Source organism: Metamycoplasma gateae (assembly GCF_036352135.1).
In the GTDB taxonomy this organism is placed as follows: Bacteria; Bacillota_I; Bacilli_A; order Mycoplasmatales; family Metamycoplasmataceae; genus Metamycoplasma; species Metamycoplasma gateae.
The window spans coordinates 597928-620735 of sequence record NZ_CP143578.1 but is presented as its reverse complement, the minus strand read 5'-3'; the positions used below and the strand labels follow the sequence as shown (position 1 = coordinate 620735).

Genomic DNA, 22808 nt, shown 5'->3' with positions numbered 1-22808 from the left:
AAACAAAAAATGTGCATTTTTTTAGATTTTCAACTTCGTTTTTTAATTTTTTTGCTTTTTTGTTTAAAAAAATAATAATATTTTCACTTTTTGAATATGCAAAAATTAGATAATTTTAAAATCGTTTATAATTTATATATTAGTAATTTAAAAAGTTTATTTTAATTTAATTTTTTATAAAAGGAGAAACATGAAATCTAGAATAGCAATAAACGGATTTGGTAGAATTGGACGTTTAATTTTTAGACAAATTTGAAACGATGAAGAACTAGAAGTTGTTGGAATTAATGACTTAACTGATGCTAAAACACTTGCTCATTTATTGAAATATGACACAGCTCATGGAACATTTAATTATGACGTAAAAAGTACAGACAACTCAATCATTATTAATGGAAAAGAATACCCTATTTTTGGCGAAAAAGACCCATCACAATTACCTTGAAAAGATTTAAATGTTGATATAGTTGTTGAAGGCACAGGAAGATTTTTAACAACTGAAGCTGCTCAATTACATATTAATGCAGGAGCTAAAAAAGTATTAATTACTGCACCTTCAAAGAGTGCTGAAGTTAAAACAATTGTATATTCAGTTAATGAAAACATTTTAACAAAAGACGACATTATCGTTTCAGGTGCTTCATGTACAACAAACTGTTTAGCACCAGTATTAAATGTTTTAGAAAATGAATTTGGTGTAGAAAAAGGTTTTATGACTACAGTTCACTCATTTACTGCTGATCAAAGATTACAAGATGCACCACACAGTGACTTAAGAAGAGCAAGAGCTGCGGCATCCAATATGATACCTACTACAACCGGTGCAGCTAAATCAATTGGAAAAGTTATTCCAAGCTTAAAAGGTAAAATGAATGGTATTGCTTTAAGAGTTCCAACAATTACCGGTTCAATAGTTGACCTAACAGTTGAACTAAAAAAGGATGCAACAGTTGAACAAATTAATGATGCGATGAAAAAAGCTGCCTCAGATTCATTTATGTATACAGAAGACCCTATTGTTTCAAGTGATATTATAGGCGCAACAGCAGGCTCTATCTTTGATGCACAATTAACTCAAGTTTTAGAAGTTGATGGTAAAAAACTTTACAAAGTTTATACATGATATGATAACGAATCATCTTTTGTTAACCAATACATAAGAACATTAAAACACCTATCAAAATTAAAATAATGAGGACAAAAAAACACACATTGCAAATGCTTTTGTGTGTTTTTATTATTTATTTGTTGAATATCTCTTCAAAAATTTCTTCGTAGTATTTCACAGGTATAAATTCTACTTCTTTTTTTACTTCTTCAGGAACATCGATTAAGTTCTTTTTATTATCATATGGAATAAAAATTCTTTTAATTCCAAATTGAGAAGCAGCTAAAGATTTTTCTTTCAATCCACCTATTGGAAGCACTTTACCTCTTAATGTGATTTCTCCTGTCATACCTATATTAGCTGGTACTGGTTTTTTAGATAACGCACTAATAATTGAGGTTGTAAATGTTACTCCGGCTGATGGGCCGTCTTTTGGAATAGCTCCTGCTGGAACGTGAATATGAATTGATTTATTTTCAAAGTCAAAATCAATACCAAATTTTTTAGCATTTGATCTAACATAAGCCAAGGCAATCTGCGCGGATTCTTTCATAACATCTTTAAGATGACCAGTTAATTTTAATCCTTCTTTTCCATCAAATGTTGTTACTTCTATTGCTAATGTTGATCCACCAAAGCTTGTGTATGCAAGGCCATTAACCACACCAATTTGGTCCTTGTTTTCATTCTCGTCATCTTCAAATTTAATTGGACCTAAAAAATCAACTACTACTTCTTTTGTTACTACAAATTCGTCATTAATTTCTTTATCTAATATTTTTACAACTATTTTTCTTGCTATACTATCTAATATTCTTTTTAATTCACGAACACCACTTTCTCTTGTGTATGAACGAATAATAAATTCTAAAACTTCATCATTTATTTGAATTTGTGAAGGTAATAAAGCGTTTTGAGATAAAACCTTAGGCATTAAATGGCTTTTTGCAATTTCCATTTTTTCAATTGTTGTATATGTTGATAATTCCAATAGTTCAACACGATCAATTAATGCAGCTGGAATTGATTCATAATAGTTTGCTGTTGCAATAAATAAAACTTTTGATAAATCATATTCTAAATCTAAATAATGATCCTGAAAGTTAGCATTTTGTTCTGGGTCTAAAACTTCTAACATAGCACTTGTTGGATCTCCTCTGAAATCAGATGACATCTTATCAATTTCATCAAGAAGAATAACTGGGTTTGAAACTCCTGCCTTTTTAATTGCAGAAATTATTTTTCCAGGCATTGCTCCAACATAAGTCTTTCTATGACCTCTAATTTCGCTCTCATCCTTAACGCCACCTAATGAAACCTTAATAAATTTTCTTTTTAAAGCTTCGGCTATAGATTTTGCTAAGGTTGTTTTACCAGTTCCAGGAGGGCCAATTAATGTCAAAATAGGAATATTATTGACTGGGTTGTTTAGAGTATCACCGGTTTTATGAACAAATAAATTATTGTCAATAAAATGTTCTGTATCACCTTTTATTGTTAAATATTCATCATTTGCATTTTTACTTTTTGTATGAGTTAAAACTGAAATAAATTCTAAAATTCTTTTCTTGGGTTTTTCTAATCCAAAGTGATGTTTATCCAAAACAGATCTAACGTGATTAATATCAATTAATTCCTTGCTTACTTTTCTTCATGGTAAAGCAAGAATTAAATCTATAAATGTTTTTGATATATTTGCTTCTGGACTTGAAGCCATCATGCTTGCTAATCTTGCTTGTTCTGTTTTTAATGCCTCTAAAACGTATTTTGGATATCTTTTACTTCCCTCAGGATCTTTTTCAAGTTTCTCAGCGTTATTATCTGATTCCTCATTTAACATTTGTCTTAATTGTTTCATTTTTTCACGTAAAACAAAGTCTCTTTGTGAACTTTCCATTTCTTTATTCATTTTTTGTGTAAGCTCAATTTCTAAGTTTTTTTCTTCTAAATTTCAAAGTAATCTATTTACTAATTCTTTTACTAAATTTTCATTATCAAGTGGTAATAAGTTTAAAATTTCTTCTTTATTTAAGACTTGTTTTAATGGGGCCAAAGTTTTTCAAATTAATTTATTTAGGTCAATATAGTTAGGCAAACTTTTTTTATTTAATGAAATTAATAAGTCTCTAAAATCATTTTCATATGTTTGAATAGCTTTTGTTGTAGCTGGATTTGAATAAGATTTAATTCCATTTTTTGATTGTTGATTCATCTTCTCAAGTCATGAACTCAATTGATTTAAATATGATAATAAATCGTCAATTTCAGTGTTTTTAATTTGTTGTGTGAAATTATAAAATGGTAATATTTCATATGACGCAATAATCATCGGTTTGTTGTTTTTTACGGTAGATATTGATTCTATTTTAACTGGTTCTAAACATTCTAAATTTAATTTATAAATACCTTCATTTACTGAAGTATTAATTATCTTAGCAACAACACCATATTGTTCAATCATGTCTGCATTTTCGATTGATGGCTGACTAATAAACTGTTCTTTTATAAAAGTAATTATTACACGACCGTCATTTGAAAGCGCTTCCTGCATAGCCAAAACTGAATTAGGTTTACCCACCCTAATTTCATCAAGACTATATGGAAGTAAAACTTGCTTTTTAACTGGTATAAATGGTAATTTCATTATTCCTCTTTTCGTTTTTTTATTATAATTCTTGTTAATTTTAATTGTTTAAAATAGCGAAAACACTAAGAATTATTTAGAAACAATTACTAATGCTGGCTTAATTGTTCTGTCATGTAGCTTGTACCCAATATTTTTAACTTCCAATATAGTGTCTTTTTCTAAATCTGAAGCTACAATTTCATAAACTTGATGTATGTTTGGATCAAACTTTTCTCCTGATTTTGGAATTATTTTTTGAAGACCAAAATCAATTAAAACATTTTCAACTTGTTTGTACAACATATTGAAACCAATTATAAAATTCTTCAATACATCATTATCTATTTTTTCAGCAGATAATATGGCTTTCTCAAAATTATTTAATGGTTGAATTAAATCTTCTAAAAAAGATTGTAGGGCATACATTTTAGCTTCTTTTATTTGTACTTCTTGGTGTTCAATTGATTTTTGTTTATGTTCATTGATTGCTGATTGTGCTTTTTTTTGTATTTCAATTACTTCTTCCTTGAATTTATTTGTCTCGATTAATAGTCTTGTATCTAAGTTTTCAATCTCCTCTTTTAAACTTAAATTTTTGATTTCACTTTTTTTAAGAGTTTCTTCAAAATCGTTAATTTTTCTTTTAAGATCTACATTTTCTTCTATTAATTCTCTTGTTGTACCATCAATTTTTTTAACTGAAATTAATTTTAATTTTAAGATCGTCTTCTTGTTTTTTCAAATTATTTCATTATCTGAAACATTTTTGCCATTTTTTAAAATATCAGTAATTGATTTATCAACTGTATTAAAATCTCAAATGTATGAATATTTTTTCTTTTTTGCTTGATTATCATTTTCAACTAATTCAAATTGAACTTTGTCATATTTATTAAATTTTCACATTTTATTTATCTCCTTTTTGAATTAATTTAGATAAAACATCTAATGCTTCTAATGTTTCTTCGATGTCTATGTTTTTAGGCCCCATTATCGATATTTCTTTTATGTTTTTATCATTATCAAAATCTATTTTTTTACTTATTATATTTAAGTTATCTCTTGAAAAATCAAGCTTGATTTTATTATCTTCATCAAGATTGTTTTCAATAGTAGATCAAACTGAATGCTTTTCAATTAACTCTAATAATGAAACAAGTTCCTCCCTTGAGATATTTTTAGATAAAATCATTGCATTCTTGTTATAAGTTTTATTTTGAATTTTTTCCTCAAAAACAAAAATTGTTTTAATGAATTTTTCTAATACTCTTTCATAGTTTCCAATTCTTTCTTTAAACAAAGGTAAAAGTGCAGTAGCCTTATTTGCTAATTCAATTAAGGGCGTATCAATTAAACGTTCTTTAAAAAGTCTAACTGCTATTCTTAAATCGTTTAATGCTATTCCTTCATCAAAGTCAAATAATTTATTTTGAACATTACCACTGCTTGTAACAATAACTATTACTGCAGATGTTGAATCTAATGGTGTAAGTTGAATGCTTTTCAATTTTTCATCTTTATTATTTGATGTTGCAACAACTGTAAAGTGGGCCATTTTACTAATTAAATTTGCAGCTTCATCTAACGTTGCATCTACATTCAACCTTTTTTTAATTAAAATATCATTTAAATTTCTATTAAAAAACTTCTTTGGGTTATAAGCAATGTTTTTTGTATAGTATTCTAATCCTAATGTTGATGGAATTCTCCCGCCTGATACATGCGGTTTTTCTAAATATCCAATTTTTTCTAAATCTGACATTATATTCCTAATGGTTGCAGATGAAAAATTTAATTGTCTTGATTCAACTAATTTTTTTGACCCGACAGGTTCTCCTGTTTCAAAAAAAGTTTCGACAATCATTTTAAAAATTTCTATATGGCGGTTTTTTAATTCCATGGTTCAGCTAAAATATCTCCGTCTTCAATTAATAATATAATATTTTAGCACTATTTTAGCACTTTAGTATTTTAATTGCTAATTTTTTGATTCTTCGAAGCAAAAGATATCTTATTTTCAAGCTTATTTGATAATCTTATGTAATTAGGTATATGTTTTAATAATATTAAAATTGATGAAAATACTAATATATAACTATGTGATCATTTAGGGATATTAAAGTTAATAAAAGCTAATAACCAAACTCCATAATAATTAGGTATAAATGAAATAAATGCAAAAATAATTGCTATTAATACTGATGATATAGAAATATATCTAATTGCAATAACAAAAATTAAATAAATAAATACCATTAATAAAAATGAAATTAAATCAAATGCTAATATTAAACCAAAGAAGCAAGCTACGCCTTTTCCTCCTTTAAATTTAAAATAGCAAGGTAATATATGCCCTATCAAAGCTCCTAGTCCAGCAGATAAAGGTATTATAAAATCGTTATTAAGCAATTTTTTAAATAGGTAAGAAATTAGAATTGGAATAAATGATTTTAATAAGTCAAATGAAAAAACTAAGGCACCAAATTTTAATCCAAACACTCTTAAAGCGTTTGTTGCTCCAGCATTATTTGAACCTAATTTTCTAATGTCTTTATTCTTTCTTTTTGAAATTATTATTGAAATATTAATTGACCCAATTAGGTAACCAATTAATAATAAAATAATATTAATTCATATATATTCTCATCTAGACATAAAAATATAATACATTATTTTTTTAATACATCAATAAATTAAGAAGAACAAAAAAACGCCGTAATTTTATATGGCGTTTTTAAGAATTGTAATTTTTATTGATTTTGGTTAAATTCTGGGTATGAAATAGTATTATCTTCATTAATTGTATGAAGTTTTTCTAAGAATGTTTTTAGTGTATGGAATACTGTGTTAAGTTGTTTATAGAATCTTGGACCTACGTTTTCATTAATTCATGCTAATGTGTCAAGGTCACTATGTCATATATCACCCATGATAGCAAAGTCTTCTTTTTTCATTCCGTCTGGTCAGTCATAAACAACTTCACCGTTTTCCAATTTTCTTTCTTTTAATGATTCAATTGTTGTACCGTCTTTTAGTACTCAAGCCTTAGGGTTAATGGTTTGAGAATAACCATCATATACGTTATATTTTGATTTAACACCAAAGTTTGTTGATTCAACATATGCAACTGGAAGTTTAGCAATTTGATAGAATGGAGCATGGTCTGATCAATCACCAGTTTCCCCAGCTTTGTATTCATCTTCAACAAATTGTGGGTGAATTTTTAATTCTTGATCAGCATCTTTAAGTTCTTCTGCTCTTTCTTTTGAAATGTTGTTAATAAAGTTTCTTAACAATGGTGATGTATTGTATGGCTTACCTTGAGTATTTGTATCTGGTGAGTGAATGTACATATGGTCTCCACCAGCAACTGTATCCATATTTATCATACCTAATGAATTGCTTAATAATTCATTTTCTTCTCCGGCTAAAAATTGGTTAACAAAAGCGATTGAACCTAATTTTCCAACTTCTTCAGCATCTACAAAAATTAAGTGTAATCTAACTCCTAGGTTATCTCTGTTTTTAATATCTGAGAAATGTTTTAGTAATGCTAAGTTTACAGATACTCCTGATGCATTGTCTGTCGCACCTCATGATGTTCCATTAGGTCCAACATTGTTTGCCGAATCATAATGAGAAACAATGTAGAAGTCTTTAACATTAACTGTATTGTCTTTTGTAACTTTTTCACTTGGATTAATTGTCACAACTAAGTTATTTCCGACATTGTTGAATGAATTACGTGTTGAGAATAAGAAACCTTGAGTAAAGAAACCATCAAGTTTTAAATTCTCTTTCATTGCAGTAACTGTTGCTGCGTCTTTTTCTTCGGTATAAATTGTAACTTTTGCATTGCTTGGACTTTGTGGATAATCTGGATATGTTATTTCACCGTTTGTACGGTATTCATAACCCATGTCCATAATTTGTTGTTTTAAATATTGATAAGCTAGATAGCTACCATAGTTTGAGTGTTCTGGATTTAATGGATTTGCTTCATCATTTAATTTGTATAATAAATGTTGCTCAATAAATGATGTTGTTACTTTTTGATCGCCTTCTAATTTAAAACCTCTTGAAATGTTTCTTGTTTCATCATAGTTAAGCACTTCTTTTTTAAAGTTATTCAAGTCTCCAGCTTTTCTGCCATGTGTAGTATTTAATAAGTTTGTAAATGTTTCACGCATTGTTTCTTCATTGATTTTTATATCATTTTTAGTCAATGCTTTTTGAATTCCATACGGAATTAATGTTAGAACTATTGGAGCTGCAATTAAACCACCTGCAATACCACTAATTACTAAAGATTTTTTTGTTTTTGAATTCATAAAAATTTTTTTCCTTTTCTAAAATATAAATGTGAATATATATAAAAATTATATAAATATTTTTATGTTTATCAATTAAAATTTAGATTAAAAAAGCATTATTTTTGCAATTCAAACTACAAAATTAGAGTGAATATTTATTTTTCATTTAATAAAAATATTAAAAATTATAATTTTTTGTACATAGATATATTTTTATATTTGCATAATATAAGAAAAATATTTATAATATAAATATAGCGAGGTAAAGATTTATGAAGCTAAAAAATAAAAAAAATCTGTTTATTAGTTCTCTTTTATTTGTGAGTTCTTCTACCTTAGGTATTGCTCTAATAAGTAGCAGTTGTCAATCAAAAGAAAATGAGATAGAAACCTTAGAAAAAAAACAAAGTGAAAGAGATATTTCTGTAGACCGTGATAATGCCCTAATTGGTGAAAGACTAGTTCAAAAAGTTGAAGAAGTTATAAAAAACGCTAAACTGTCTTTTAATGAGGTTGGATTAAGAGAATTTTTAGAACAAGAAGACGATATTTCTAAAGATAGATACATTAGCGATCTTTGAGAAAAAATAACTGTTTGATTATCAGAACACAAAGGACTAAATGATCGTTATCATTTCTTTCCTGAAGATTTAAAAAATGAAGAATTAGTTAAATATCTTAATATTTATATTCCTAATTTAGAGTATTTTGCAGGTAATCATGAAGTTCATTGTTATTTTGGGTACGATAGTGAAACAAGAAACATTTATTACTATTTTAAAATTAAGTGTTTAGATGGTAAACAAACCGAGGGGGATGGTACTGTTTATCTAACTTTACCAACTAAATAATATGAAAATTAAAAATTTTTGCTTTTTGCCTATTATTGGAAGCATAACACTTCCAATAATTTCTATTTCTTGTTCTAACAAATCTGATATTGATATTGATGAAACAAAGGTCAAGAAAGAGTTTCTAAAGAAATTAAATATCACCCAACTTGCTTCACTACATAATTTTGAACCTATATTTTTTCTAAAAAATGATAAAACAAAAGAAATGGGGAAAATTGTTAATATAACCGATAATAGTGAATTAGTATTTAATTCAAACATTAAATATAAACCTGATTTTAAATTAAAAAAATCATGACAACAAATTAAAACTATTTACAACAATTACAAGATAGAAAGAGTTGATGCTTCTGAATCTAATATTCTAAATAATTTCTTTACACAATATAACATTGAAGACGTCAAAACAAACGGTGGTTTTACAAATAATTGATTTTATTACTTAGCAAATTTAAATAAAGAAGCCGATTATTATAGGGTTTTAGATCCTTACTTTTTTGATTTTCAAACAATAATTTTTAGATTGGTAAATGATATTAAAACAAACACCGGATTAATGAATTTAAATAATCTTATGAATAACCAAAACGAACCATTCATAGCTAGAAATATTTTTAACAATGAATATATTCAAGCTAATTCGTGATTATCTGAAGAAAGCTCAGTTTTTAGAGAAAGTTTTTTAAACTTTTTGGTTTTATATTTAAACAAATTTGATCTAAAAATTAAAAAAATTGTTGTCGATTGGTCTAAATCAACCATTATTAACGGTAACAACTCTGCATCTAGTTTGATTGGATTTAAAATAAAGAAAATTATTAATTTCAATGACGAAGATATAATAAATAATGAAATTAAGGAAAAAACTTTTTATATAAACGGGTTTAGGAATTATGCGAGTGAACAAAAATTTGGCGTTGGACATGAGGGATTGAAAGAAAGTTTGCCATTATTCAATGATTATGTAAAAAATCCATATTTAACTATCAAGCAAGATGATAATTTAAATCTAGGAAAAGATATAAATTCCTTTATAAAAGGATATAACAGCATAGATTTTTGAAATTCAAGAGGACTGGTTCATTTACTATCAAATTTTAAAGATAGTTTGATTGTGGAGATTCCGAAAATATATAAAAATATCGATAAAAAATATGAAATAATAGACGTACAATTTAGCAATTATTATAAGACCAGCCAAATTATAAAATTAATAGTAAGAGTTCATAAAATGAATGGTAAAACCAAAGACTTTGTTTGATTGAGTTCAAATTTTGATGATCACGGTCATTTACTAAAGGCTATTGCTATAAAATTTTTACCTGTTGATCAATTAAAAAGTATAGACTACGCAATTTATAAAAAAGATAATCCCGTTTCTTTTGAAGGTTTAAAAATTGAAGAAATTTCAAATGATGAATTATTTACAAAGCTAATTCAAAAAGCATTAGATAAATCAAAAACCCACATTAATAATTTAAGTCAAGATCAACATTCAAATTTAATAAAACTCTTTACATCATATTTAAATAACTATATTTTAGCTTATGCAATAGAAACAAATGAATCTAATTTAAATAGTGGGATCAAAAAAATTGAACTATTAAATACTGAAAAAAATAATGAAAAAATTGATTTAACTTTTGGTTTTTATAAATTTTTATCTGCAGATGATTTCAAATTTAAAAATGAAAATGAAAAACCTTTTTTCCAACTTAAAATAAGTGTAAATAATTTATTTAATACTTCTAATTCAGATATTGAAATCATCTCAAAGGAGGTGATTAATGAATAAATTAAAATTATTTGCACTCCTTTGTGTTTCTGCTCTTTCTATATTACCTATATCTTGTCAACAAAAAACGTCTAAAGAAACATCAAAAACCGATTACAACTTAAATTTGAAAAAAGAGTACTTTAATAAGTTAATAACAAAGGAAGCTTTAGAATTAAAAGCACTTTTAAGAAAATTCAATTTTGAATATTATCCTTTTTACCAAAATTATAATGTTGTTAGAACTGCTCTAAATGAATTAATTGAAGAGCAAAGCTTAGAAACAAATAAAGAGGAATTACAAAATTATTACAATTCACATTGATTTAATAAGGAAGCAAATAATTTAACAGACTTTTCAAAACTTCTTTTTGAATTCAATGATATTTTTAAGGCAACATTAGATGCTCTTTCGAATCTAAATTTTTATCTCGAACAATTTGATTTTGAAAGCAAAAAATATAAAAACTTGTCTATTGATGAATTTAAGTCTAAAATAAAACAGGAATATAATCAATATATTCATAATAATTCCGTCATAGATACTAATAAACTAAAACGTGTTCCACTTAAAAATTTAATAAACTTACTAAAAAATAAATTAAAAGAAATAAAAGCAGCTTTGTCGGATAAAAAGTTAGATCTTTTTGAAAAGGAATATCAAAAAGTTAAAGGTTTTATTTATGATAATGTCAACAGAATAAATTTAGATGATAATATTAAAGAAATTGTTGAAACCTTGAAAAATAATAATAAAAACGAGTACCTATAAAACAAGGTCTCATTTTTTAATCCAGTTCAATTGGAACTCTAACGTTTAATCTTTCATTAACAGCCAAATCAAAGCAAATTACATCGTAAAATAATATTACTTGTTTTGTTGTTTCATCACCTTTAAAACGTATGTCTATTCGATGTGATTTACTAACCTTTGTTATGTCGGGTTTATAAAGCGAAAAATATTTCTTAAATTCTGGATCATTTGCAATTTTATCGCCATCATCATAGTGATTATTATTGTATTTTGAATTTAATTTTTCAATTTCTTCAATAAAAAAAGATAATGAAATCTCACCTTCTTCTAGGTATTTTTTTCTGCCTTCTTCAGAAAGTTTAAAACTAAATTGATTATGAATTGTTGATAATTGTGAGTCATTTAATAATTTGGGTGTTTCATCCTTTTTTTCGTCTCCGTATTTACATGCTATAAATATAGGCGATGAAATAACAGGAATAATTAAAGAAGAATATAAAAGTTTTGATTTTAATTTCATAATTATATTTTAAATTATTTAATAAAACACTTTTAAAATTTAATAATTTAAAATTGGCTATAGTGCCAATTTTAATCATATTAGTTATTGCTAAAAATAAGTTTAGCTGTGTTTCTGATAATTATTTTTTTATTTTGTAATAAATCATAGGTAAAAGATATTTCTTCCATTGAAATCTTAACATCAATTAAATAAACATCAATAGGAATAAAATCTGTTTCTGAAATCATTAACTTATTATTAATAAATTCATTCTTTCTCATATGCATTTTTTGAGCTGCATATGATATTTTAACTTCGTCGTTTTTTACATCAAGTACACAGTTCATAACTTTTTCGTCAGTAAATTCAATGTGTGTAAACTCTGTAGAATTATCTTCAAAAAAATCTACAAAATCAGTTTGGACAACGTCATCTTTCTGGCCGTTTAGTTCTGATGTTAAAACATATTTTAGTTTCATTTTTTTAATCTTTCTAAAACAATTTCTTTTCCGAATAAGAATATAGCTTTTGCAAGTTCTGGGCCATGCTCTTCAAATGTTGTAGCTATTCTTATAGGCATAAATAAATCCTTACCTTTAATGTTTAATTCCTGCTTTGTATTTTCAATACTTTTTTGAATATTTTCAATCGTAAATTCAGACATTGTTAGTTCTTTTGAAAATATTTGAATAACATTTTTTGCTATTTCTGTTATTTCAAAATTATGGCTAGTTTTAGGATTTATATATATGTTCAAATTGTTCTTTATTTCTGAAATTGTTGAAGCTGATTGTTTGTATGTTTCAACAAACAAATTGTTTCATTCTGTATTAAAAGGTGAGTTAATTTTTTTAATTATTACTTCATTATCTAACTTTTTAATATATTGTTTTGAAAATCAATCCATCTTTACAATATCAAATTTTGATGGTGATTTTGATAGTCTTTCTGGATCAAATTTTTCAATAAGTTCTTCATGAGACATGATTTCTTGGCTATCTTTTGATGTTCAACCTAGTAAAGATAAAAAGTTAAATATTGCGTGAGGATGATACCCATCATTTTTATAATCTTCGATAAATTGTTTCAAGGTTTTATCTCTTTTAGAAAGTTTTTTACCTTCCATATTTGTAATTATTGTTAAATGTCCAAATACAGGGGGCGTTCAATTTAGTGATTCATAAATTGCAAGTTGTTTTGGGGTATTTGTAATGTGTTCTTCGCCTCTTAAAACATGAGAAATTTCCATTTGATGGTCATCAACAACAACGGCAAAATTATATGTCGGATATCCATCACTTTTTATAATTACAAAATCGCCTATATCATCACTATTAACTTCGATTCAACCTCTAACTAAATCTTCTCAACCATATACTGTGTTTTTCTTTAATTTAAGTCTTATTGAATATTCTTTATTAGCATCTCTTCTTTGTTTTTCTTCATTAGATATTTGTAATCAATTTGGGTCATATCTAAACGATGCAACACCATTTACCTCTTGTTGTTTGTGTTGCAATTCTAATTCTTCAGAATTATCATATGCTTTGTAGGCAAAACCCTTGTTAATTAATTTTTGAGCAAATTCTTGATATATTTCAAGTTTTTCAGATTGACGATAATTACCATATTTTTTATTTGGTTTAAGTGGGCTTTCATCAGGAATAATGCCTAATCAGGCCAGATTATTTAATTGACTTTCTTCGCCACCCATAACATTTCTTGCAACGTCTGTATCTTCTAATCTAAAAATAAAAGTACCACCAAAATGTTTAGCAAATAAATAGTTAAATAATGCTGTTCTTGCTCCACCTATATGTAAAAATCCTGTCGGACTTGGTGCATATCTTGTTCTAATATTTTTCATTTAAATTACTCCTCTTCAAAGATCAATACAATAGGTTCAGTAACATCTTTTCAAAATCCTTTTAATTCATTTGATATATTTCTAACAAATGGTCATGGGGCTTCTTCGATCGTTGATCTTGATTGTGGAAAACGAGCTCTTGAAGGAGAAATAATATCACTTTCAAAGTTAGGTGCAGCCTCAGATGTTTTAGTTATTCAATACAACATTATAAATATAGCTTTTGGATTATTTCTATGTTCATAATATTTTTTACGTGTAGCCACGCCCGGAACGTTAGCTACTAATTCATCGTATTTAAATGAAAACAAACGATAGTCATGCGGACCTGTTAGGTTTTTGAAACTTAAAAAATCAAAATTAGGTTTAATTTTATAAACGTGATCTTTTTCGTGTTGGTTATTTAGAGTAACGCCATCTTCTTTGAATAACTTATATTTCTTGTCATGAATACTTATAGGGTTGAATATTGATTGTGAGTTTAATTCGTAAAAAGAATTTGCACTGCCTCTAATAATTAATTGTCCTTCTTCATTAATAAAAGTTTTATTTGAATCTGCTGAAACAGAAATTTCAGGTAAATCATGAGAACACGACGACGAAATTAATGTTGGTGCAACTATTGAAGCAGCAACCGATAAGGATGATAGAAAGAATAATGATTTTCTTTTATTGGTATTTTTCATAATTATTAATTTTATACAAAAATTAAATAATTAGGACTATTTTAAACCACAAACTTATTTTCTTAAATTTTTCGCTAGTTATATTTGAAACAACAATTCAGCTTCAAAATTTATTACATGAAGATACAAATGCAAGACGACATTAAAGATTGCGGATTATATGTTTTACAATCGTTTTATAACTTTTTTTGAAAGAAATCAATAAATATTAATCAATTGAAATATTTAGCTGACTATAGTAAAGATGGTATATCAATCTCAAATTTAGTAAGAATTAGCAAGCAAATAAACATTAATTTAGAGCCTTATGAGGTTCAATTTCAAGAACTAACAACCTCTAATATTACTTTACCTTGCATATCATTAATCAAAATTGATGGATTTTTACATTACATAATTATTTACAAAATAAAGAAAAATATAGTTGAGATTTTGGATCCTGTAAATGGAAAAAGAAAAATAAGTATTGAAACATTCGAAAAACTTTTTTCAAATATTGTTATTTTTGCATCAAAAATAGAAAACAAGGACGTAGGGACACATTTGAAAAATAAAAATGTCTCAATGAATTTAACAAAAAAGATTATCTTTATAATCGTACTTTTGAACAGTTTGTCAGTTCTATTTAATTACTTTTTATCTTTTATCAATAAAAATGTCTTTGTTTATATTCAACAACAAAATCAGTTAAATTCATTAAAACAAGTGATCTTTTTACTCTGAATATCATTATTGATTTTATTGCTAAACTTTTTTAATAATTTAATGATATTAATTTCAAAATCTTTTGTAATCAAAAACATAAAAAGTCGTTTTATTAACAGACTTAAGAATGCAGAAATTAAACAATTAGATAAAATTACAAAAAATGATATTTTAATGAGATATTTATCAATAAATAACATTGCTGTTTATTTAACAAATACAATTTCTTTTTGACCAACAATTATTCTTTCATTTTCTTTGATCATCCCATTATTTTTTTATACAAAATTTGAATACATAGCTTTAATTATCACTATAAATTTGATAAAGATATTAATTGGAATTTTTTTAAATTATAAGATCTATCAAATGTCAAGAAAATCAATACAAAACAATTTGAATGAAATTAATGATTTAACTTTTTTAGCAAAAAATATTAATAATTATGAAATTACATTTTGAAATAGTTATTACTCAGATAATTTTTTAAATTTATTGCAACAAAATCAACTAAATGATCAAAAATTATCAAAAACCATTATATATAAATCTTGTTTATTTAATCTGTTAAATATATTAACAAATTTTATTATTTTTCTAATATTCATAAATTTAAAAGAAACGGATATTTCTCAAATAATTTTTATCCTTCAAATACAAAATATGATAAATGAACCTACCAATATTTTGCAACAAGTTTTGATTGAAAAAAAGATCAATAAAGTTACCTTAGAAAAGTTGAATTTTATATTAAATGTTCCTAATAAAAATGATAAGAATGAAATTTATATTTATAGCTTGGAACTTAATAAAATTCTAGTAAATAATTTAACCTTTAGTTATTCTAATAAATTAATATTCTCAAACCTAAATTTAACAATAGAAAATAGCTTGAAAATTATAGGTGATAATGGCTGTGGAAAAACTACATTTTTAAAGCTATTATCTAGAAAAATAAAAGATGAAGCAGACAGCATATTTTTTAACAATTTTAGTTTAAAAAACATTGATGATAATTGATTAAATAACAACATATATTTTACTGATAAAAATTTTGAGGTACCTAGTTGTGATTTATATACATTTTTATTTTTTGACGTTGGCGAAAATGAAAGAAATAAATTACTACATAATAATAATTTTATATATCTATTAAAGCTCTTAAATTTAGATTTATTCTCAAATATAGCATTAAATAAAAACAGTTTTTCTGCTGGACAACAACAAATATTAAAATTATTGCCTTTAATAGTTAAAAAATATCAGTTAATTTTATTAGATGAGGCGTTTGAATTTTTATCAAAACCTACATTTAAATTAATTAAAAAATTAATACTAGAAAAGCAAGAAAAATCTATTTTTATTGAAACCTCATATTCTTCAAGATTTTTAATAAAAAATGCAGATGTTTTTAACATTGAAAAAGCTGTATAAATTTTTTAATTTTTTTGCAGTTAATTTATAATTATTTTTATGAATAAATTAACCATTAAAAACAATAGCTTTTGACGTTTTAAATTTAAAGAAGATTTTTTAAATATTTTAGAAGAATCAAGAAAGGAATTTAATAGTAAAAAATACATTTCTGTCGATGTTCTTTTTGTGAATAAATTTAAGATGAAGAAATTAAATAAAAAATACAGAAACAAAAACTATACTACAGACATTTTAAGTTTCCCGCTTAAAGCTGAATTTGAATTAAATTTTTTGGATAATTTAGAACTTGGACAAATTATAATCTCACCATGAAAAATAAAGAAACAATCTAAAGAATTTAATCATAGCTTTAGAAGAGAAATTTGCTACATTTTTTGTCATGGTATTGCTCATCTTTTTGGTTTTGATCACCAAACAAAGAAAGAAGCAGAAATAATGAACTCACACGTTGATAATGTTATGAAAAAATTAAATATAACCAGAAGTTAAATAAATGCTAATAATAGAAAGGTTTTTATTGATGAAAAAAATTTGTTATGTTGGTTTAATTGGAAGACCAAATGTTGGTAAAAGCACACTTTTAAATAATGTATTGGATTATGATCTAACAATAGTATCAAATCTTGCACAAACAACAAGAGATAATATAAAAGGTATATATAATGATGATGAAAGTCAAATAATTTTCATTGATACACCTGGTATCCACAAAGCCGAATATCTTTTATCAGAAAAATTAAATGAGAAAAGCTACAACACAATTCAAACTGTTGATGTTGTTTTATTCTTAACACCAGCCAATGAAAAATTGGGTACTGGAGATAAATTTATTATCAATAAAATCAAAGATTTAACCGAAACTAATTTAATTGCAGTTATAACTAAAGTTGATCTAGCTAAAAATAAAGAAGAATTAAACAAGAAAGCAATGGAATTGAAAGAGCTTGGGTTTTCTACGGTTTTAGGTGTTGGTGTTGGTTATAAACAAACATATAATGATTTAATTGATGAAATAAAAAAATACTCCTATGAGGATGAAAAGCCATATGAAGATGATCAACTAAGTGATATTTCACTTCGTTTTATTGCTAAGGAAATTATAAGGGAATCTGCCATTAAAAATCTTTACGAAGAAGTTCCACATTCAATAGCGGTTTTAATAGATGATTTTAAAGAAAGTGAAGATGAAAATGTTCCTTACAACATCTTTGCAACAATTTATACAAAAAGCGAATCACAAAAAGGTATAGTAATAGGTCAAGGTGGAAAAAAGATTAAATCTATTTCTATGGCTTCAAGAGAAAAGATGTCTAAAGTTTTTCAACATTCTGTTAATTTATTCCTAAAAGTAAAAGTAGATAATAACTGAGTAGATAAAGAGGAAAAAATTAAAAAGGCAGGATACTAAATGAAGCTTAGAAGAATGACACATAGGATCAGACTTATTCTCCTCACTATTTTGACTTCATGAATCTTTCTTATTTTTTTGGTAATTTTATTTTTTAAACTATCTAATCCATATAAGGTAAGTATTTACAATTATGAATCTTATTTAAATAAAGAAATAGTAAATAAAATTAAACAAAATTATTCATATCATGTATTTACAAATTTAGACGAATTTACAAGAGCTATAAAAAATAAGAAGGCTGTTGCCGGAGTTAGTTCGGATTATCAAATCGCTCAATTAATTTTGGAAAAAAAACTTAAAAAAATTAATTTTCAAAAAGCTTTTAACGTCCAATATGATCAAAGTAATAAAAATAAAGTAATTTTATCTCTATATTCGCTCGACACATTAGAACAATTTAATTTTTATGACAAATGAATTATTGATGAGATAAAAAAAATTAATCCAACAAATAAAACAACTATTTTAAATAATAAAAACGATAATTTTATACCCTTTATTTACTATGAAAATAATAAGGCAATAGGTTTTGAAATCGATGGACAAGAAGGGATTGATAATTTTTATGAATTTTTAATACCTTATTTCACATTAGATAAAATGATTGTTTATAACGAAGAAAATAGTGAAGTTTATAAAACAACAAGAAATAACGTTGTTAAAAATAGTGATTTTTCTAATGTAAAAGATGGAGATAGTTGAGAAAATATATTATCTAAATTATCAAAAAAATACAAAAAACCAAAGTTTTATTGAACTAATTGATTTTTGGATAACGCTATGATCGGTCAGTTTTATAGATATGACAGTGGTTTTGTAAATGAAAAAAACAATAATGGTTCTTGACGAATGTTTGATAAAAATAATTACAGGTTATACTTTGATTCATTCAATGAATTTGTTGAAAAAACAACAGGGGATTCTATAAAGAATGTATTTAAAAATAAGCTTGTAACCGATGGTCAAGAATTAGTATCCGGTATCATAGAACCAATAAGCGGAAAGGCTGATATTGCAATAATGTATAATGGTGATGCATTAGATGCTTATTACGGTAGAGATAATTTTTCAACACTAGATGAAGATAATAATATATCTTTTGTAAGACCTAAATATACGTATAAAAATATTGATGCTTGAATAATATCTAGTGATACCGACGACTATGATTCTGATATTTTATTAGAAAGGCTGAATAAATATATTTTTAACGATGTTTCAAAAGACTACAAGGACTTACATAAACAATACATTTTAAATGTTTATAACGAATTAATGAACAATAATCCAAATCGAGAAAATAATCATTATTTAACTGAATTATTCAATGAAAATAATTTTGATAAACCTAAAAATATTGATCAAATTAGTAAAAACTTCTTTGTTAAACGTTTTGAAGAATTTAAATTGGCTTTTGCTAATCCTAGCTTGCCAAATATAAGCAATTTTGACACAATTAATTACACACCAAGTTATAAAAATATTAAGAATTTTTTAAAAGATTGATATTTCTTAAATAAGTCGAAAAAAATTGATTATAAAGCTCTTTCTATATTTGACTTAGATACTGCTAAAAATGTTGAATTTAGAGCTTATCAACCACTTGATTTAGAACTTAGAACTAAAATGATTGATTATTACTATCAAAAAACAAAATCATAACTACGAAAGGATAACAATGGAAAAAAAGAAACTAATAAAAGATAATTCTTCAATTATTGAACTAGTAGACGTTGTTAAAGAATTTGAAGATAAAACTGTTTTAGATAATGTTAACTTAAACATTGAAAAGGGTGAATTTATAACATTATTAGGGCCTTCAGGTTCTGGAAAAACTACAATTTTAAGAATTATTGGTGGTTTTGAATGGGTAACGCGTGGAGAAGTAAAACTACACGGTAAGGATATTAAAGATTTATCTCCACACAAAAGAGATGTATCTACAATTTTTCAAGATTATGCTCTTTTTCCACATTTAAATGTCGAAAACAATATTAAATATGGCTTAAGGTTAAAACGTATTAAAAAAGAAGATATTCCAAAGTCTTATCAAAATAAATTGACTGTTCAAAGAAGAAAATGGAGAAAATTTGCTGAACAAAAAATGAAAAATCTTGATAAAGAATTTGAACTATATGAAAAAGAATTAAACTCTAATAATTCGTTATCTGAAAGAAAAAGAAATAAATATCAACAATGGATTGATGATATGGACTTTAAATATTCGTATTGAGAAAATTATGTTGATTTAAAAACTGAAAATTTTGAAAAAAAATATTTAACTAGAAAAATTTCGAATGAAGAAATGGATAAAGAAGTTAAAGATATTATGGAACTTGTAGGTCTAAGCGGAAATGAGAAGAAAAACGTTAATTTCTTATCTGGTGGTATGAAACAACGTGTTGCTCTTGCAAGATCTTTAGTTATTGAACCTGAAATTCTTTTACTTGATGAACCACTTAGTGCATTAGATGCTAAAATTCGTGAAAAAATGCAAACTTTACTAAGAGATATTCAACAAAAATTAAAACTAACTTTTATATTTGTAACACACGATAGAAATGAAGCGTTACAACTTAGTGATAAAATTGCCGTTATTAGGGATGGTAAGGTTGAACAATTTACAACACCTAAAGAACTTTATGACTATCCTATAAATAAATGAGTAGCTAACTTTATTGGTGATTCAAACTTTTTTGATGCTACATTTGTTAAAAAGAATAAAGTTAAATTTATGTCAAAAACATTCGATACTATTCATGATGAATTTGAACCAGGTGAGAGATTGGATGCTTTAATAAGACCCGAAGACGTTTATATAACAAGATTAAAATCAAAAGCAAAATTGGTCGGTGAAATCGTGAAATCAACATATGGCGGTAGTTACTATAATTATGATATTGACGTTAGGGGAAAAAATATTAAGGTTGAAACATCTTCAAAACATGCCGTAGGTAAGGAAGTATTTTTGGATTGAGATATCGATTCAATTCACTTAATGAAGAAAGATAAAAAATTAGAAGCATTAGAAGAAGAAATTGAGCAAAATAATGAAGCTTAATACAATTAAGGAAAAAAGAAATAAAAAACTTTCTTCACCTATTTCCAAACTACAAATTTCATTTTTAATTCCTTATATTATATTTGCAATTTTATTCATTATTCTTCCAATGATTTTTGTTTGCATTTATGCCTTCAAACCTTTAGAAGGGCAAACTAGATTAGAAAATTGAGAAATTGCAATAAAACCATCTACTTGGATAATAATAGCTAGATCATTATTAACAGGATTATTGGCCGCAACACTAGCTTTAATTATAGGTTTTCCATATGCCTATATCGTAGCAAGATCTAAGAATAAAATAATCAAAATTCTGGGTTTAACTCTTATATTAAGTCCTCTTGCAATTTTTACAATTTCAAAAGCTTTAGCTATTCGTGGATTATTTTCAGCTATATTTGATGAAAATCAACTTAACAATAACTTCTTTATTATTTTTGGTATGGTTTATCTATATCTACCATTTATGGTTCTACCTCTTTATCAAGTTTTAAAAGATATGCCCAAAAATATTTTAGAAGCCTCAGAGGATCTTGGATACTCAAAATTTAAAACTGTATTTAAAGTTATTATTCCATATTCATCAAAAGCCATATTAAGTGGTTTTGGAATTGTATTAATGATGGCTGCTACTTCGATTATTATTTCAGACAAATTGTTGCCAAACGGTAGTCAAAAGCAATTAATAGGTAATCTAATCAACCAATTTGCAAACACGGCCAACCCGTTTGACTTAGCAAACTCATCAACATTGGTTATTATTACTTTATCTGTATTATTAACAATATATGGAATTATTTACGGTATACCTTATTTAATAAGAAAGAAAAAACAAGGAGGAAACTATGAGTAAATTTAAAAACTTTTTAAAATATTCGTATGTTTTTGTAATTCTTGGTTTTCTATATGTTCCGCTAATTTTTGGAACAATATACAGTTTTAACTCACCGTCGGACAAAGGTATATTCTCAGTAACAACTTGAAATAGAACCTCATTCGATGCTTATAAAGAGTTATTCTCAAAATCTCATACACTAGCTTTTGTAAACTCATTTCTATTAGGAATTGCAACATCAATTTTAGTTATAACAATATCATTACTAACTGTTTTTGCCCTTTGAAGACACAAAAACAAAACAGCTAGATCATTTGTACAAACAACCTCAAATGTACCAATGATAAATCCTGACGTAATTACCGGTTTAACACTTGCAATAGTTCTAAACTTTTTGTTCTTTGGAACATTAAAGGCAACTAGCGAAGGTTTCTTTAGATCAATCATCGGTCATACAGTAATGTGCTTACCATACGGAATTCTAATAATGCTTCCTAAAAGCGATAAGTTTTCAAAGAACATTTTTGAAGCAAGTCAAGATTTAGGATACTCAAAATTTAAAACATGATTTAAAACATACTTTGTTTATATGCTTGGTTCAATTGGTTTTACCTTTGTGATGACAATGACTTTATCATTCGATGATTTCATTATTACCCGTATTGTTTCAAATACGGAAACACTAGGAACTCAGTTATATGAAGGACAATTTCAAGCCTGATCGTTAGCAATAGGGGCCATATCACTACTAATTGTTATTTTTGGAAACACAATGTACATAGTATTTAAGGGTTCTCAAAACAAAAAGGCAAAAAAAGCAATTATGCTTTCTAAAAAACAAGCGCAAAAAGACTTCTACAAGGAGGCCTTATAAA

The 22808-nt window shown here is 25.9% G+C and carries 20 protein-coding genes; 11 read left to right on the top strand and 9 right to left on the bottom strand.

The window, feature by feature from the left end; all coding sequences use genetic code 4:
• Positions 1–190: 190 nt before the first annotated feature.
• Entirely contained in the window at positions 191–1192 is a 1002-nt protein-coding gene (gap, locus tag V2E26_RS02840) for a type I glyceraldehyde-3-phosphate dehydrogenase (protein WP_330463369.1), read from the top strand.
• Between the two features lie 49 nt (positions 1193–1241).
• On the opposite strand, the gene lon is transcribed toward gap, so the two are convergent.
• The 5 genes from lon to V2E26_RS02815 form a co-directional block, all read right to left on the bottom strand.
• Entirely contained in the window at positions 1242–3752 is a 2511-nt protein-coding gene (gene lon, locus V2E26_RS02835; RefSeq protein ID WP_330463368.1) for an endopeptidase La, read from the bottom strand.
• Positions 3753–3824: 72 nt separating this feature from the next.
• Entirely contained in the window at positions 3825–4640 is an 816-nt protein-coding gene (grpE, locus tag V2E26_RS02830; RefSeq protein WP_330463367.1) for a nucleotide exchange factor GrpE, read from the bottom strand.
• Between the two features lies 1 nt (position 4641).
• Entirely contained in the window at positions 4642–5634 is a 993-nt protein-coding gene (gene hrcA / locus V2E26_RS02825) for a heat-inducible transcriptional repressor HrcA (RefSeq protein WP_330463366.1), read from the bottom strand.
• Between the two features lie 71 nt (positions 5635–5705).
• Positions 5706–6404 (bottom strand): glycerol-3-phosphate 1-O-acyltransferase PlsY, encoded by a 699-nt coding sequence (gene plsY / locus V2E26_RS02820; RefSeq protein ID WP_330463365.1) that lies wholly within the window; start codon positions 6402–6404, stop codon positions 5706–5708.
• Positions 6405–6484: 80 nt separating this feature from the next.
• Positions 6485–8065 (bottom strand): M28 family metallopeptidase, encoded by a 1581-nt coding sequence (locus V2E26_RS02815; protein WP_330463364.1) that lies wholly within the window; start codon positions 8063–8065, stop codon positions 6485–6487.
• Between the two features lie 254 nt (positions 8066–8319).
• Here V2E26_RS02815 and V2E26_RS02810 point away from each other — a divergent pair, with 254 nt between their 5' ends.
• From V2E26_RS02810 to V2E26_RS02800, 3 genes are read left to right on the top strand one after another with little or no spacing between them, the layout of a single operon-like run.
• Positions 8320–8898 carry a hypothetical protein gene (locus tag V2E26_RS02810; protein ID WP_330463363.1) on the top strand — a complete coding sequence of 193 codons (579 nt, stop codon included), beginning with the start codon at positions 8320–8322 and terminating at the stop codon, positions 8896–8898.
• Position 8899: 1 nt separating this feature from the next.
• A complete protein-coding gene (locus V2E26_RS02805) occupies positions 8900–10696 on the top strand; it encodes an MAG3240 family lipoprotein (RefSeq protein WP_330463362.1) in 1797 nt (598 codons plus the stop codon).
• Positions 10689–11447 (top strand): thymidylate synthase family protein, encoded by a 759-nt coding sequence (locus tag V2E26_RS02800; RefSeq protein WP_330463361.1) that lies wholly within the window; start codon positions 10689–10691, stop codon positions 11445–11447. Before V2E26_RS02805 ends, V2E26_RS02800 begins: the two co-directional genes overlap by 8 nt.
• A 16-nt stretch (positions 11448–11463) precedes the next feature.
• On the opposite strand, the gene V2E26_RS02795 is transcribed toward V2E26_RS02800, so the two are convergent.
• From V2E26_RS02795 to V2E26_RS02780, 4 genes are all read right to left on the bottom strand, one after another.
• A complete protein-coding gene (locus V2E26_RS02795) occupies positions 11464–11949 on the bottom strand; it encodes a hypothetical protein (RefSeq protein WP_330463360.1) in 486 nt (161 codons plus the stop codon).
• A gap of 80 nt (positions 11950–12029) precedes the next feature.
• Positions 12030–12410: a hypothetical protein gene (locus V2E26_RS02790; RefSeq protein ID WP_330463359.1), complete on the bottom strand. Its 381-nt coding sequence runs from the start codon at positions 12408–12410 to the stop codon at positions 12030–12032.
• Complete coding sequence (gltX, locus tag V2E26_RS02785) at positions 12401–13798, bottom strand: glutamate--tRNA ligase (RefSeq protein WP_330463358.1); 1398 nt, start codon at positions 13796–13798, stop codon at positions 12401–12403. Before gltX ends, V2E26_RS02790 begins: the two co-directional genes overlap by 10 nt.
• A 5-nt stretch (positions 13799–13803) precedes the next feature.
• Entirely contained in the window at positions 13804–14484 is a 681-nt protein-coding gene (locus V2E26_RS02780) for a hypothetical protein (RefSeq protein WP_330463357.1), read from the bottom strand.
• A gap of 117 nt (positions 14485–14601) precedes the next feature.
• On the opposite strand from V2E26_RS02780, the gene V2E26_RS02775 reads away from it, so the two are divergent.
• The 7 genes from V2E26_RS02775 (at position 14602) to V2E26_RS02745 (ending at position 22807) form a co-directional block, all read left to right on the top strand.
• Positions 14602–16623: an Mbov_0121 family peptidase domain-containing ABC transporter gene (locus V2E26_RS02775; protein ID WP_330463356.1), complete on the top strand. Its 2022-nt coding sequence runs from the start codon at positions 14602–14604 to the stop codon at positions 16621–16623.
• A 39-nt stretch (positions 16624–16662) separates the two neighbouring features.
• Entirely contained in the window at positions 16663–17115 is a 453-nt protein-coding gene (ybeY, locus tag V2E26_RS02770; RefSeq protein WP_330463355.1) for an rRNA maturation RNase YbeY, read from the top strand.
• A gap of 31 nt (positions 17116–17146) precedes the next feature.
• Positions 17147–18034, top strand: coding sequence for a GTPase Era (gene era, locus V2E26_RS02765; protein ID WP_330463354.1), 888 nt, complete (start codon positions 17147–17149; stop codon positions 18032–18034).
• Between the two features lie 78 nt (positions 18035–18112).
• Positions 18113–19699 carry a hypothetical protein gene (locus tag V2E26_RS02760; RefSeq protein WP_330463353.1) on the top strand — a complete coding sequence of 529 codons (1587 nt, stop codon included), beginning with the start codon at positions 18113–18115 and terminating at the stop codon, positions 19697–19699.
• 16 nt (positions 19700–19715) lie between these two features.
• A complete protein-coding gene (locus V2E26_RS02755; RefSeq protein WP_330463352.1) occupies positions 19716–21098 on the top strand; it encodes an ABC transporter ATP-binding protein in 1383 nt (460 codons plus the stop codon).
• The gene (locus tag V2E26_RS02750; protein ID WP_330463351.1) at positions 21088–21951 is read left to right on the top strand and encodes an ABC transporter permease; all 864 of its coding nucleotides are present in this window, start codon (positions 21088–21090) and stop codon (positions 21949–21951) included. The genes V2E26_RS02755 and V2E26_RS02750 overlap by 11 nt, the downstream gene beginning before the upstream one ends.
• A complete protein-coding gene (locus V2E26_RS02745) occupies positions 21944–22807 on the top strand; it encodes an ABC transporter permease (RefSeq protein WP_330463350.1) in 864 nt (287 codons plus the stop codon). The genes V2E26_RS02750 and V2E26_RS02745 overlap by 8 nt, the downstream gene beginning before the upstream one ends.
• The last annotated feature ends 1 nt before the right edge of the window (position 22808 follow it).